At 70.6% G+C, this 14657-nt stretch carries 12 protein-coding genes; 6 read left to right on the top strand and 6 right to left on the bottom strand.

What is annotated here, in order from left to right; genetic code table 11:
* Positions 1–207 precede the first annotated feature (207 nt).
* The 4 genes from secD (at position 208) to relA (ending at position 6330) form a co-directional block, all read left to right on the top strand.
* On the top strand, positions 208–1971 hold the full coding sequence (gene secD / locus ACFZDA_RS36805) for a protein translocase subunit SecD (RefSeq protein ID WP_391090054.1): 1764 nt from the start codon (positions 208–210) through the stop codon (positions 1969–1971).
* Between the two features lies 1 nt (position 1972).
* Positions 1973–3085, top strand: a complete 1113-nt coding sequence (gene secF, locus ACFZDA_RS36800; protein ID WP_391090052.1) for a protein translocase subunit SecF — start codon at positions 1973–1975, stop codon at positions 3083–3085.
* Positions 3082–3621, top strand: a complete 540-nt coding sequence (locus ACFZDA_RS36795; RefSeq protein ID WP_391090050.1) for an adenine phosphoribosyltransferase — start codon at positions 3082–3084, stop codon at positions 3619–3621. The genes secF and ACFZDA_RS36795 overlap by 4 nt, the downstream gene beginning before the upstream one ends.
* A gap of 195 nt (positions 3622–3816) precedes the next feature.
* The gene (gene relA, locus ACFZDA_RS36790; RefSeq protein WP_086565617.1) at positions 3817–6330 is read left to right on the top strand and encodes a GTP pyrophosphokinase; all 2514 of its coding nucleotides are present in this window, start codon (positions 3817–3819) and stop codon (positions 6328–6330) included.
* Between the two features lie 127 nt (positions 6331–6457).
* Here relA and ACFZDA_RS36785 read toward each other — a convergent pair whose 3' ends face one another.
* Complete coding sequence (locus tag ACFZDA_RS36785; RefSeq protein WP_391090048.1) at positions 6458–7687, bottom strand: DUF349 domain-containing protein; 1230 nt, start codon at positions 7685–7687, stop codon at positions 6458–6460.
* 135 nt (positions 7688–7822) lie between these two features.
* Positions 7823–8668 carry a peptidylprolyl isomerase gene (locus ACFZDA_RS36780; protein WP_391090046.1) on the bottom strand — a complete coding sequence of 282 codons (846 nt, stop codon included), beginning with the start codon at positions 8666–8668 and terminating at the stop codon, positions 7823–7825.
* A 167-nt stretch (positions 8669–8835) separates the two neighbouring features.
* On the opposite strand from ACFZDA_RS36780, the gene ACFZDA_RS36775 reads away from it, so the two are divergent.
* Complete coding sequence (locus tag ACFZDA_RS36775; protein WP_391090045.1) at positions 8836–9543, top strand: MBL fold metallo-hydrolase; 708 nt, start codon at positions 8836–8838, stop codon at positions 9541–9543.
* An 11-nt stretch (positions 9544–9554) separates the two neighbouring features.
* Positions 9555–10817: a histidine--tRNA ligase gene (gene hisS / locus ACFZDA_RS36770; protein WP_391090043.1), complete on the top strand. Its 1263-nt coding sequence runs from the start codon at positions 9555–9557 to the stop codon at positions 10815–10817.
* 215 nt (positions 10818–11032) lie between these two features.
* On the opposite strand, the gene ACFZDA_RS36765 is transcribed toward hisS, so the two are convergent.
* The 4 genes from ACFZDA_RS36765 to ACFZDA_RS36750 are packed head-to-tail and all read right to left on the bottom strand — an operon-like array spanning position 11033 to position 14551.
* Positions 11033–11656: a response regulator gene (locus ACFZDA_RS36765; RefSeq protein ID WP_391090041.1), complete on the bottom strand. Its 624-nt coding sequence runs from the start codon at positions 11654–11656 to the stop codon at positions 11033–11035.
* Positions 11653–12840 (bottom strand): ATP-binding protein, encoded by a 1188-nt coding sequence (locus ACFZDA_RS36760; RefSeq protein ID WP_391090040.1) that lies wholly within the window; start codon positions 12838–12840, stop codon positions 11653–11655. The genes ACFZDA_RS36765 and ACFZDA_RS36760 overlap by 4 nt, the downstream gene beginning before the upstream one ends.
* Complete coding sequence (locus ACFZDA_RS36755) at positions 12837–13682, bottom strand: ABC transporter permease (RefSeq protein ID WP_391090038.1); 846 nt, start codon at positions 13680–13682, stop codon at positions 12837–12839. The genes ACFZDA_RS36760 and ACFZDA_RS36755 overlap by 4 nt, the downstream gene beginning before the upstream one ends.
* Entirely contained in the window at positions 13679–14551 is an 873-nt protein-coding gene (locus ACFZDA_RS36750) for an ATP-binding cassette domain-containing protein (protein ID WP_391090036.1), read from the bottom strand. The genes ACFZDA_RS36755 and ACFZDA_RS36750 overlap by 4 nt, the downstream gene beginning before the upstream one ends.
* Positions 14552–14657: the final 106 nt, after the last annotated feature.

The following is a 14657-nucleotide window of genomic DNA, read 5'->3' as shown; positions in this document are numbered from 1 at the left end:
CCCCGCCGCGGGGCGGTGGGCTTCGTGTTCATTCCCCCCTCACCCCCGGGGGGGGGGGGGGGGGGGTTTTGGGGGGGGGGGGGGGGGGGGCGGCCCCCCCCCCCCCCCCCCCGGGCCCACGACCGGCTCGCACGGAATCCCGACACCATGTCATGGCCGCCCGTCCGCCGATCCGGAGCGCGGCGGCCCGAGAGGGAGTACGAGAAGGTGGCCACACCCAAAAAGGGCCGGAGCGCGAGCGCCCAGAGCAAGCCGGGGCGCTCGCTGGCCCTGATCCTGATCGCCATCGCGGCGCTCACCGGTGGGATGTTCGCCTCGGGGCACACCACCCCGCGTCTCGGCATCGACCTGGCCGGCGGCACCAGCATCACGCTCCGCGCGGTCCCCGAGGCAGGCAACGAAGCGGCGATCAACAAGACCAACATGGACACCGCCGTCTCCATCATGGAGCGCCGTGTCAATGGTCTGGGCGTCTCCGAGGCCGAGGTCCAGACGCAGGGCCGGGACAACATCGTCGTCAACATCCCCAAGGGCACGAACTCCGAGCAGGCCCGCAAGCAGGTCGGCACCACCGCCAAGCTCTACTTCCGCCCGGTCATCGCCACGGAGGTCTCCGGCGGCGCCGGCGCGGCCACCCCCTCGCCGAGCCCCACGGGAAGCCCGTCGGACAAGCCGTCCGGCAAGGCCACCGACAAGCCCGAGGCCACGGACAAGGGTTCCGCCTCCCCGTCCGCCTCGCCCACCACGCAGGGCCGCGCGATCACGGACGCGCTGAAGGCCGACGCGACGCCGTCGGCGAGCGCCTCCGACAAGGCGAAGGCCAGCCCCTCCCCGTCCGCGTCCGGCGGCGCCGCCGCCGACGCGAGCAAGCTCCAGGAGGAGTACGCCAAGCTCGACTGCACCAACGCCAAGACCCGCTCCGCCGTGGGCGACGGCGTCAAGGCCTCCCAGCCCACCCTGGCCTGCGGCAAGAACTCGCAGGGGCAGTGGCAGAAGTACGTCCTCGGCCCCGCCGAGGTCGACGGCACCGACGTCGACAAGGCCAAGGCCGTCCTGAACACCCAGAGCGGTGCGGGCTGGACGGTCACCATGGACTTCACCGACGCGGGCGGCAAGAAGTTCGCGGACATCACCGGCAAGCTGGCCAAGAACCAGTCGCCGCAGAACCAGTTCGCGATCGTCCTCGACGGCGACGTGGTCTCCGACCCGTACGTGCGGCAGGCGCTGACCGGCGGCAACGCGGAGATCTCCGGCAACTTCAACCAGCAGTCCGCCCAGGAACTCGCCAACATGCTGACGTACGGTGCGCTGCCGCTGACCTTCAAGGTGGACAGCATGACGACCGTGACCGCCGCGCTGGGCGGTGATCAACTGCAGGCCGGCCTCATCGCGGGCGCGATCGGTCTCGCGCTGGTCGTCATCTACCTGCTGGCCTATTACCGCGGCCTGTCGTTCATCGCGATCCTCTCGCTGCTGGTGTCCGCCGCGCTCACCTACACGCTCATGGCCCTGCTCGGCCCGACCATCGGCTTCGCGCTGAACCTGCCGGCCGTGTGTGGTGCGATCGTCGCGATCGGCATCACCGCGGACTCGTTCATCGTCTTCTTCGAACGCGTCCGCGACGAGATCCGGGAGGGCCGCTCGCTGCGCCCCGCCGTCGAGCGGGCCTGGCCGCGTGCCCGGCGCACCATTCTGGTTTCCGACTTCGTGTCGTTCCTCGCCGCCGCGGTGCTCTTCATCGTCACCGTCGGCAAGGTCCAGGGCTTCGCGTTCACGCTCGGCCTGACCACCCTGCTCGACGTGGTGGTCGTGTTCCTGTTCACCAAGCCGCTGCTGACGCTGATGGCCCGCCGCCCGTTCTTCGCGAACGGCCACAAGTGGTCCGGCCTCGACCCGAAGAGCTTGGGTGCGCAGCCACCGCTGCGCCGCACCCGCCGTCCCGCCGCCCCCGTCGACCCCAAGGAGGCCTGAGATGTCGAAACTCGGCACCCTCGGCGCCCGGCTGCACCGTGGCGAGGTCGGCTACGACTTCGTCAAGAACCGCAAGATCTGGTACGGGCTGTCCATCCTGATCACCATCACGGCCATCGTCGGCCTGACGGTCCGGGGCCTGAACATGGGCATCGAGTTCCAGGGTGGCGCCGTCTTCAACACCCCGAAGAACACCAGCGCCTCGGTGTCCCAGGCGGAGAGGTACGCGGAAGAGGCCTCCGGTCACGACGCGATCGTCCAGAAGCTCGGCGACGGCAGCCTGCGGATCCAGGTCGCCGGCATCGACACCGGCGCGGCCAACAAGATCAAGAGCGCGCTTGCCGACGACCTCAAGATCGACTCGGAGCAGATCAACGCCGAACTGGTCGGCCCGAGCTGGGGCGAGCAGATCGCGAACAAGGCCTGGCAGGGCCTGGGAATCTTCATGGTCCTCGTGGTGATCTACCTGGCGATCGCCTTCGAGTGGCGCATGGCGCTGGCCGCGTTCGTCGCCCTGATCCACGACATCACCATCACGGTCGGCATCTACGCCCTGGTCGGCTTCGAGGTCACCCCGGGCACGGTGATCGGTCTGCTGACCATCCTCGGCTACTCGCTCTACGACACGGTCGTGGTCTTCGACAGCCTCAAGGAACAGACCAAGGACATCACCAAGCAGACCCGCTGGACCTACAGCGACATCGCCAACCGCTCGATCAACAGCACCCTGGTCCGCTCCATCAACACCACGGTGGTCGCGCTGCTGCCGGTCGCGGGCCTGCTGTTCATCGGCGGCGGTGTCCTCGGCGCCGGCATGCTGAACGACATCTCGCTGTCGCTGTTCGTCGGCCTCGCCGCCGGTGCGTACTCCTCGATCTTCATCGCCACGCCGCTCGTCGCCGACCTCAAGGAGCGCGAGCCGCAGATGAAGGCCCTCAGGAAGCGCGTCCTCGCCAAGCGGGCCCAGTCCGGCGCCCAGGCCGGGACCGAGCCCCAGGGCGCCGACGAGTCGTCCGACGGGCCCGAGGACTCCGCACCCGCGGTCGTCGGCCCCCGCAACCAGCCCGCGTCCCGCACCCGGGGCCGTGGCCGTCCCTCGGGGAAGCGCCGATGACCGACATCAGGGAGTTGCTGCTCAGCCGCATCAGGGACGTGGCGGACTACCCGGAGCCGGGCGTGATGTTCAAGGACATCACCCCGCTCCTGGCGGACCCGGCGGCATTCACCGCGCTCACCGACGCCCTCGCCGAGATCGCCGAGCGCACCGGTGCCACCAAGGTCGTCGGCCTGGAGGCCCGGGGCTTCATCCTCGGCGCCCCGGTCGCCGTCCGCGCCGGCCTCGGCTTCATCCCCGTACGCAAGGCGGGCAAGCTCCCCGGAGCCACCCTCGGCCAGGCCTACGACCTGGAGTACGGCTCGGCGGAGATCGAGGTGCACGCCGAGGACCTGACCGCCGGCGACCGCGTCCTGATCGTCGACGACGTCCTCGCCACCGGCGGCACCGCCGAGGCCTCGGTCCAGCTCATCCGCCGGGCCGGCGCCGGGGTCGCGGGCCTCGCGGTCCTCATGGAGCTCGGTTTCCTCAGCGGCCGCGCCCGCCTGGCACCGGCTCTGAACGGCGCCCCGCTGGAGGCGCTGCTCACGGTCTAGGAACCCCACCGCAGAGCCGCCGTACACCGGCGCGACACCGCGGAGGCGGGCCCGGAGGAATCCGGCGCCCGCCTCCCGTGTTTCAGGGGTAGACGGTCCTCACATTGGCCTGAAGGCGATCCTGGGGCCCAGGATGGCTACCATGGGGTCTCCGGAGCCTGACCGGGGGACCCGGATCGCGCACGAGGAGCCCTCTTGCCAGACGAGGCCCAGCACCTGACCGCCGCCAAGCCCGAGTCCGCCTCGGCAGCCGCGGCCAAGCCCGCGCCGAACGCGCCCCACGCGAAGAACGACACCCGCGGGCCGGTCGAGCACGCCCAGTCGGCGCCGGTCGACAAGCCCGCCGAGCAGGCGCGCCCCAAGCCCGCCCCGCCCGTGCGGCAGGCCTCCGGTCAGCCCGCCCGTACCGGCTCCTCCAACCGGGTCCGCGCCCGACTGGCCCGCCTCGGAGTCCAGCGCGCGAACCCGTACAACCCGGTGCTGGAGCCGTTGCTGCGGATAGTGCGCAGCAACGACCCGAAGATCGAGACGTCGACGCTCCGCCAGATCGAGCGCGCCTACCAGGTCGCCGAGCGCTGGCACCGCGGCCAGAAGCGCAAGAGCGGCGACCCGTACATCACGCACCCCCTCGCGGTGACGACCATCCTCGCCGAGCTGGGCATGGATCCGGCCACCCTGATGGCGGGCCTGCTGCACGACACGGTCGAGGACACCGAGTACGGCCTGGACGACCTGCGCCGTGACTTCGGTGACGTCGTCACCCTGCTCGTCGACGGCGTCACCAAGCTGGACAAGGTCAAGTTCGGCGAGGCCGCGCAGGCCGAGACCGTGCGCAAGATGGTCGTCGCCATGGCCAAGGACCCGCGCGTCCTGGTCATCAAGCTCGCCGACCGCCTGCACAACATGCGCACCATGCGCTACCTCAAGCGCGAGAAGCAGGAGAAGAAGGCGCGCGAGACCCTGGAGATCTACGCGCCGCTCGCCCACCGCCTGGGCATGAACACCATCAAGTGGGAGCTGGAGGACCTCGCCTTCGCGATCCTCTACCCCAAGATGTACGACGAGATCGTCCGCCTGGTCGCCGAGCGCGCCCCGAAGCGCGACGAGTACCTCGCCATCGTCACCGACGAGGTCCAGCAGGACCTGCGAGCGGCCCGCATCAAGGCGACCGTCACCGGCCGCCCGAAGCACTACTACAGCGTCTACCAGAAGATGATCGTCCGCGGCCGGGACTTCGCGGAGATCTACGACCTGGTGGGCATCCGCGTCCTGGTGGACACCGTCCGCGACTGCTACGCGGCCCTCGGCACGGTGCACGCGCGATGGAACCCGGTCCCCGGCCGGTTCAAGGACTACATCGCGATGCCCAAGTTCAACATGTACCAGTCGCTGCACACCACGGTCATCGGCCCCGGCGGCAAGCCCGTCGAACTCCAGATCCGCACGTTCGACATGCACCGCCGCGCCGAGTACGGCATCGCCGCGCACTGGAAGTACAAGCAGGAAGCCGTCGCCGGCGCCTCCAAGGTGCGCACGGACGCGCCCAAGTCGTCCGGCAAGGACAAGGACGCCATCAACGACATGGCGTGGCTGCGGCAGCTGCTGGACTGGCAGAAGGAGACCGAGGACCCCGGCGAGTTCCTGGAGTCGCTGCGCTTCGACCTCTCCCGCAACGAGGTCTTCGTCTTCACCCCCAAGGGCGACGTCATAGCGCTCCCCGCGGGTGCCACTCCGGTGGACTTCGCCTACGCGGTCCACACCGAGGTCGGCCACCGCACCATAGGCGCCCGGGTCAACGGCCGGCTGGTCCCGCTGGAATCCACCCTCGACAACGGTGACCTCGTCGAGGTCTTCACCTCCAAGGCACCCGGCGCCGGCCCCTCCCGCGACTGGCTCGGCTTCGTCAAGTCACCGCGCGCCCGCAACAAGATCCGCGCCTGGTTCTCCAAGGAGCGCCGCGACGAGGCGATCGAGCAGGGCAAGGACGCCATCGTCCGCGCCATGCGCAAGCAGAACCTGCCGATCCAGCGCATCCTGACCGGCGACTCCCTGGTGACCCTCGCCCACGAGATGCGCTACGCCGACATCTCCGCGCTGTACGCGGCGATCGGCGAGGGCCATGTCTCCGCGCAGAACATCGTGCAGAAACTCGTCCAGGCACTCGGCGGCGAGGAGGCCGCCACCGAGGAGATCGACGAGTCGATCCCGCCGGCCCGCGGACGCAGCCGCAAGCGCCGCTCCAGCGCCGACCCGGGCGTCGTCGTCAAGGGCGTCGAGGACGTGTGGGTCAAGCTGGCGCGCTGCTGTACGCCCGTCCCCGGCGACCCCATCATGGGCTTCGTCACGCGCGGCAGCGGCGTATCGGTTCACCGCACCGACTGCGTCAACGTCGACTCGCTGTCCCGCGAGCCCGAGCGCATCCTCGACGTCGAGTGGGCGCCCACCCAGTCCTCCGTCTTCCTGGTCGCCATCCAGGTCGAGGCCCTGGACCGCTCCCGGCTCCTCTCGGACGTCACCCGCGTCCTGTCCGACCAGCACGTCAACATCCTCTCCGCGGCCGTCCAGACCTCCCGCGACCGCGTCGCCACCTCCCGCTTCACCTTCGAGATGGGCGACCCGAAGCATCTCGGCCATGTGCTGAAGGCGGTCCGGGGCGTGGAGGGCGTCTACGACGTGTACCGGGTGACGTCGGCGCGCAGCAGGTCGTAACGGCTCGCGGCGACCAAGCGCAAAGCGACCAAGCGCAAAGCGACCAAGCGCAAAGGGACCACGCGCAAAGCGACCACGCGAAAGGGGCCCCGTACGGCGGGTACGGGGCCCCTTTCCTGTCGGCTGATCAGCCGCCGAACTCCTGCAGACCCTTCAGTGCCTGGTCCAGCAGCGCCTGACGGCCCTCGAGCTCACGCTCCAGCTTGTCGGCCCGGGCGTTGTTGCCCTGCGCCCGGGCCTGCTCGATCTGGCCCCTCAGCTTGTCCACGGCGGCCTGGAGCTGGCCGGTCAGCCCCTCGGCACGCGCGCGTGCCTCCGGGTTCGTCCGGCGCCACTCGGTCTCCTCGGCATCCTGGAGGGCCCGCTCGACCGCGTGCATCCGGCTCTCGACCTTGGGCCGGGCGTCACGCGGCACATGCCCGATGGCCTCCCACCGCTCGTTGATCGCACGGAACGCGGCCCGGGCCGCCTTCAGGTCCGTGATCGGCAGGAGCTTCTCGGCCTCCTCGGCCAGCTCCTCCTTGAGCTTCAGGTTCTCCGCCTGCTCGGCGTCCCGCTCGGCGAACACCGAGCTGCGCGCGGCGAAGAAGACGTCCTGGGCGCCGCGGAAGCGGTTCCACAGGTCGTCCTCGTGCTCGCGCTGGGCCCGGCCGGCGGCCTTCCACTCGGCCATCAGCTCGCGGTAGCGCGCCGCCGTCGCGCCCCAGTCCGTCGAGTTCGACAGCGCCTCGGCCTCGGCGACCAGCCGCTCCTTGGTCCGCCGCGCCTCCTCGCGCTGGGCGTCCAGCTGCGCGAAGTGCTGCTTGCGCCGCTTGGAGAACGCCGACCGCGCGTGCGAGAACCGGTGCCACAGCTCGTCGTCGGACTTGCGGTCCAGCCGCGGCAGGCCCTTCCAGGTGTCCACCAGGGCCCGCAGCCGCTCACCTGCCGCCCGCCACTGGTCGGACTGCGACAGCTCCTCCGCCTCGGCGACCAGCGCCTCCTTGGCCTTGCGCGCCTCGTCGGACTGCTTCGCCCGCTGCGCCTTGCGCTCCTCGCGGCGCGCCTCCACCAGCTCGGTGAGCTTGTCCAGCCGGACCCGCAGGGCCTCCAGGTCGCCCACCGCGTGGTGCGCGTCGACCTGCTCCCGGATGTGGTCGATGGCCGCCTGGGCGTCCTTCGCGGACAGGTCGGTGGTCTTCACTCGCTTCTCGAGGAGGCCGATCTCGACAACCAGGCCCTCGTACTTGCGCTCGAAATAGGCCAGCGCCTCTTCAGGGGAGCCCGCCTGCCAGGAACCGACGACCTGCTCGCCGTCGGCCGTACGCACGTACACGGTCCCCGTCTCGTCGACGCGGCCCCACGGGTCGCTGCTCACAGCGCCTCCTCCACATGATGCCTGCGAGGGGCCTGAGCACCCCCGGGCATCGTCCACAGTTTCGTCACGGCCAACATAGGCGACCGGCGGGGGGCCTGTCCGCATCCCGCGCGACCGAAATTACGCAGTTGAGGGTCAGGATTTCGCGACCGTGGCCTTGTTGATCACGACCGTCGCGTTGGGCGCGGTGTTGCCCGTCTGGGGGTCGGGGGCCTGCGCTCCGGCGGCGGCGATTTTCTTGAGGACCTTCATGCCCGCCTCGGACACCGTTCCGAACGGTGTGTAGTCGGGCGGCAGCTCACTGTCCTGGTAGACGAGGAAGAACTGGCTGCCGCCGCTGTTGCGGCCCTGCTTCGTCTGGGCGTTGTACTGGTTCGCCATCGCGACCGTGCCCGCCGGATACACCCCGCCCTTGAGGCTCTTGTCCTTCAGATTCTCGTCCGGGATGGTGTAGCCGGGGCCGCCCATGCCGGTGCCCTGCGGGTCGCCGCACTGCAGGACGTAGATGCCCTGGTTGGTGAGCCGGTGGCACTTGCTGTGGTCCAGGTAGCCCTTGCCGAGAAGGAAGTTGAACGAGTTGACGGTGTGCGGCGCCGCCGAAGCCTTCAGCGCGATGTCCATCTCGCCGCAGGTCGTGTCCAGCTTCATCGTGTACTTCGCCGACTTGTCGATGGTCATCGCCGGTTCCTTCTTCCAGGTCTCCGACTTGACCTTGCCCGGGGCCGGCTTCTCGCACGGGTCCGGGGCCTTGCTGGGCGAGGCGCTCGGGCTGGCCTCCGCGTTCGCCTTCTCCGTCTTGCCGTCGTCCTCGAACGGCTTGGTCAGGTAGACCGACACGGACAGCACCACGACCACGCCCAGGACCGAGGCGATCACGGAGTTGCGGATACGGGCCTTGCGTCGCGCATCAGTGCGCCGCTGCTGCTGCCGCAAGTACTTCTCACGGGCGAGCTGACGCCGCCGCTGTTCCTGGCTGACCACCGGGTTCTCTCCTCATGCGTCTGATACGTCGACCGGTACGCGTGGGGCCTGTGCGCCGACCGCCTGCGTGTGCCCCGTACCGTATATGGGTTCGCTGAGAAATCGGCAGCGCCGGTAGGCTCTGACAGCAGCCGCAGCCGCCCGTATCGACACAACGAAGGACGATCGTGCTCATTGCCGGGTTCCCCGCCGGGGCCTGGGGGACGAACTGCTACCTCGTCGCCCCCGCCGCCGGTGAGGAGTGCGTGATCATCGACCCCGGCCATCAGGCCGCCGACGGCGTCGGGGAAACGCTCCGAAAGCATCGGCTCAAGCCCGTCGCCGTCGTCCTCACGCACGGCCACATCGACCACGTGGCGTCGGTCGTCCCGGTGTGCGGCGCGCACGACGTGCCGGCCTGGATCCACCCCGACGACCGGTACATGATGAACGACCCCGAGAAGGGAATCGGCCGTTCCATCGGGATGCCGCTCCTGGGCGAGCTGACCGTGGGGGAGCCCGATGACGTCAAGGAGCTGGCCGACGGGGCGAAGCTGGAGCTGGCGGGCCTGGAGCTGTCCGTCGCGCACGCGCCCGGCCATACCAAGGGGTCGGTGACCTTCGGCATGCCCGAGGCGGCGGACATCCCGCCGATCCTGTTCTCGGGCGACCTGCTGTTCGCCGGCTCCATCGGACGCACCGACCTGCCCGGCGGTGACATGGCCGAGATGCTCGATTCGCTGGCCCGCGTGTGCCTGCCGCTCGACGACTCGACCGTGGTGCTGTCCGGCCACGGCCCCCAGACCACCATCGGCCAGGAGCGCGCCACCAACCCGTATCTGCGGCAGGTGGCGGCCGGCCAGGGAGCATCCCCGGCTCCCCGACGAGGAATGTGACGAGACCTTCCGTGAGCACCTTCAAGGCCCCCAAGGGCACCTACGACCTGATCCCGCCGGACTCCGCGACGTTCCTGGCGGTCCGCGAGGCGATCGCCGCGCCGCTGCGCAACTCCGGCTACGGCTACATCGAGACGCCGGGCTTCGAGAACGTCGAACTCTTCGCGCGCGGTGTCGGCGAGTCGACGGACATCGTGACGAAGGAGATGTACGCCTTCGAGACGAAGGGCGGCGACAGGCTGGCCCTGCGCCCCGAAGGCACGGCCTCCGTCCTGCGGGCCGCGCTGGAGGCCAACCTGCACAAGGCGGGCAACCTCCCCGTCAAGCTCTGGTACTCCGGCTCGTACTACCGCTACGAGCGCCCCCAGAAGGGCCGCTACCGCCACTTCTCCCAGGTCGGCGCCGAGGCGATCGGCGCTGAGGACCCGGCGCTGGACGCCGAGCTGATCATCCTGGCCGACCAGGCGTACCGCTCGCTGGGCCTGAGCAACTTCCGGATCCTGCTCAACAGCCTGGGCGACAAGGAGTGCCGCCCGGTGTACCGGACGGCGCTGCAGGACTTCCTGCGCGGCCTGGACCTGGACGAGGACACCCTGCGCCGGGCGGAGATCAACCCGCTGCGCGTCCTGGACGACAAGCGCGAGTCGGTGCAGAAGCAGCTGGGGGACGCCCCGCTGCTGCGCGACTACCTCTGCGACGCCTGCAAGGCGTACCACGAGGAGGTGCGCGAGCTGATCACGGCGGCGGGCGTCGCCTTCGAGGACGACCCGAAGCTGGTGCGCGGCCTGGACTACTACACGCGCACGACGTTCGAGTTCGTCCACGACGGCCTCGGCTCCCAGTCCGCCGTCGGCGGCGGCGGACGCTACGACGGCCTCTCCGAGATGATCGGCGGCCCCGCCCTGCCGTCCGTCGGCTGGGCCCTCGGCGTCGACCGCACGGTCCTCGCGCTGGAGGCGGAAGGCGTCCAGCTCGAACTCCCCGCCACCACCAGCGTGTTCGCCGTCCCGCTCGGGGAGGAGGCCCGCCGGGTCCTTTTCGCCAAGGTCACGGAGCTGCGCAAGAACGGCATCGCGGCCGACTTCTCCTACGGCGGCAAGGGCCTCAAGGGCGCGATGAAGAACGCCAACCGCAGCGGCGCCCGCTACACGATCGTCGCCGGCGAACGCGACCTCGCCGAGGGCGTCGTCCAGCTCAAGGACATGGAGTCGGGCGACCAGACGGCGGTCGGCGTGAACGAGATCGTGGCAGAACTGGAAGCACGACTGGGCTGACCCACCGCCCCCACCTGCCCGGCCTCGCCCTCTCAGCCCGTCCGGCGTTTGAGGACGAGGCCGTTCAGGCCGATGGGGCCCGGGGCGGCAGCCCCGGTGGGGGTGCAGGGGGCGAAGCCCCCGCGGGGGTCCGGGGGGGGCTCCGCCCCCTGGCGGGGTCGAAGGGGCGGAGCCCCTGGGGATGGGACGGGTAGGGGCGGCGGGGGCGAGAACCCTCAGTCCAGCAGCCCGTGCCGCAGCGCGCTCGTGACGGCCGCCGTCCGGTCGTCCACGCCCAACTTGCCGAAGACGCGCAGCAGATACGTCTTCACCGTCGACTCCCCGATGAACATCCGCCGCCCGATCTCCGCGTTCGTGCAGCCCTCGGCGACCAGCCGCAGCACAGCCGTCTCGCGTTCCGACAGCCGCGGCCGCTCCGGCTTCGCGCGCAGCTGGTCCACCAGCCGGGCCGCGACGGACGGAGCCAGGACCGTCTCGCCGCGCGCCGCCGCCCGCACGGCGTCCGCCAGTTCCGCACGCGGCAGGTCCTTCAGCAGATAGCCCGCCGCCCCGGCCTCCACCGCCCGCAGAATGTCCCGGTCCGTCTCGTACGTCGTCAGCACGACCACCCGGCACGGCAGCCCGGCCCGCGTCATCCGCACGATGGAGTCCACGCCCCCGCCCCCCGGCATCCGCAGATCCATCAGCACGATGTCGGGCCGCAACTCAGCCGCCAGCGCCTCCGCCTGCGGCCCGCTGGACGCGTCGGCGACGACCTCCAGATCGGACTCCGCACTGAGCATCGCACGCAGCCCCTCCCGTACGACGGGATGGTCGTCGGCCAGGACGATCCGGATCACCGCGTCTGTCTCCTCACGACCGGAAGGCGGACGGTCACCACCGTGCCGTCGCCCGGCGCACTGCGCACCTCGGCGGAACCGCCCACTTCGACGGCCCGGGCCCGCAGCCCCGCCAAACCGTACCCACCCCGCACGGCACCCGGGTCGAAGCCGGGCCCGTCGTCCCGCACGGACAGGGTCAGCATGTCGTCGGCGTACGCCAGCGACACCCGGACCGCCGCCGAACTCCCCGCGTGCTTCCGGGCGTTGGACAACGCTTCCTGGCAGGCGCGCAGGGCGACCACCTCGGGACCGGCGGGCAGCATGCGGGCCGGGCCCGTCACCTCCAGCGTGGCGTCATGGCGCGCGGCGAGCCGGCCCAGCGCGTCCGGCAGGCAGGCACCGTCCAGGTCGGCCGGCGCGCCCCCGGCGACCAGCGCCCGGGCCTCGGCGAGGTTCTGCCGGGCCGTCTCGTCCATCAGCCGCAGATGACGCCGCGCCTCGGGCAGGTCGTGCTCCAGCTCCGCCTCGACCGCCTGGATGAGCATCACCACACTGGTGAACCCCTGCGCGAGCGTGTCGTGGATCTCCCGGGCCAGTCGCTCCCGCTCGGCCAGCGCCCCGTGCGCCTCGGACAGCCGGCCGATCTCGTGCCGGCTCGCGTCCAGCTCCGCGATCAACTCCGCCCGCTCCTGGCTCTGCTCGATGATCCGGATGATCCAGACGCCGGTGGCCACCGAGAACACCAGGGTGACCACGGAGAACAGCACGTCGAACGCCAGTTCCCGGGCACCGGGCCACCACAGCAACGCCCAGCCGGCCACGGGCACGACGTTCATCACGGCCACCGCCACCAGCGCCGACCGCAGCCGCAGCGTCATGAAGCACTGCGGGATCAACGCGAAGGTCAGCACCCGCGTTTCGCCGGCGAGCACCGCCGACGGCAGGAACAGCGCCAGCGCCGCCGCCAGATAACCGATCGCCTGCCGCTGGTCCGGCGGATCGCCCCGGATCAGACGCCGCCCGGCCACGATGTGCAGCGGGACGAGTGGCACGAGCAGCGCCGCCGCGACCGCGCGCAGCTGCCAGCCGAGTTGCTCCGCGGCGAGCACGTAGGCCACCGTGGCGACCCAGATCAGCGCGAAGTACGTGTCCCAGAGCCGGAACGAGCGCTCCCAGTGGTAGGCGCTCGCGGCATCGCTCATCCGGTGCGCCGGTCCTTCCAGCGGAACGTCAGCAGACACAGCACCAATCCTCCGGCGCACCATGCCGCGAGCACCAGGGCCACGCGCCCCATCTCCCAACTCCCCGCCTGCTCCAGCACCTGCGCCGACTCCGGCAGGAACACCCCGCGCAGCCCCTGGCACATCCACTTCAGCGGGAACAACGCACCGACGGTCAGCATCCAGTCCGGGATGGTGCCGATGGCGATGTACACCCCGGAGATGAACTGGAGCACCAGGAAGGGCAGCACGACCACGGAACTCGCGCTGTTCGCGGACTTCGGTACCGCGCTGATCGCGATGCCGAGCAGGGCACAGGCCGTGATACCCAGCACGAAGATCCACGCCAGGTCGAACCAACGGCCCGTGCCGGACGGCAGGTTCACGTCGTAGACGGTCGTGCCGACGACGAGCAGGGTCACCGTCTCCAGCAGACCGGTGAACAGAACAAGCCAGATCTTTCCCAGGAAGTACGCCGTCGGCGGCATCGGCGTACCCCGCAGCCGGCGCAGCACCTTCTCCTCCCGCTCCACGGCGATCGAGATGCCGAGCGCCTGGAAACTCGTCGACATGATGCCCGCGGCCATCATCGCCGGGACGTAGAGCTGCGAAGCGGTGATGCCCGCGCCCGCCACGTCGGCCCGGAAGATCGACGCGAACAGGAACAGGAAGACGACCGGGAAGGCGAACGTGAACACCACCTGGTCGCGCTGCCGGAAGAACTGCCTGATCTCCAGGGCGCCCCGCCGCAGCCCCAGGCCCCAGGCGCCGGGCAGCCCCCCGACGCCGATCGCACCGCGCTCCCGTACGGCGGTCGTGGTCATCGCGCGTCCTCCTGCCGCTGTCCGGTCAGCCGGAGGTAGACGTCCTCCAGCGTGGCCCGGCTCACAGCCAGCCCCGGGATCTCACCGTCGAAGCGCTGCATGAGCCCTGCGATCGTCCTGGTCGGCGTGGACGTGCGCTCTCCGCGCGGGGTGCCGTCCGGCTCGGTCCACTCGACGAGGCTCTCGCTGCCGAACCGCTCCCGCAACGCCCCGGGCTCGCCCTCGGCGACGATCCGGCCCTTCGCGGCGACGGCCAGCCGGTGCGCGAGGGCCTCCGCCTCCTCCAGGTAGTGCGTGGTCAGCAGGATGGTCGTGCCGTCGTCGGCCAGGGCGCGGATCAGCGACCAGAACTGCCGCCGGGCCGCCGGATCGAACCCGGTGGTCGGCTCGTCCAGAAGCAGCAGGTCCGGCCCGCCGATCACGCCGAGCGCCACGTCCAGACGCCGGCGCTGGCCACCCGACAGCGCCTTGATCCGGCTGTCCGCCTTCGCCTCGAGTCCCACCAGGCCGATGACTTCCTCCGGGTTCTTCGGCCGGGGGTAGTAGCCGGCGAAGTGCCGCACCGTCTCCCGGACCGTCAACTCCGCGGGCGCCGATTCGTCCTGCCAGACGATTCCGACACGAGAGCGCCACGCGCGCGTGCCGGTCGCCGGATCCGACCCGAGCACGGACACCTCGCCCGCGTCCCGGTCCCGGTTGCCCTGGAGGATCTCCACCGTGGTGCTCTTGCCGGCGCCGTTGGGCCCGAGCAGGCCGAACACCTCGCCCCGGCGGATGGCCAGATCGATGCCGTCGACGGCGGTCACGTCCCCGTACCTCTTGCGCAGCCCCCGCACCTGGACGGCGAGGTCGTACCCGTGTGCTGTCATGCGACGAGCGTCGGCCGGAACGCACCCCTCGGGGACGACCGTGCGGACATCCTCATGTCCACTGAACGGTGGACAGACGCCCGCGTGCGGCAGAATGACACTGCCC

This window comes from Streptomyces sp. NPDC007991 (assembly GCF_042958445.1).
Classification (GTDB): domain Bacteria; phylum Actinomycetota; class Actinomycetes; order Streptomycetales; family Streptomycetaceae; genus Streptomyces.
Note: the sequence above shows the minus strand (reverse complement) of the source record. Positions and strands in the feature narration are given on the sequence as shown.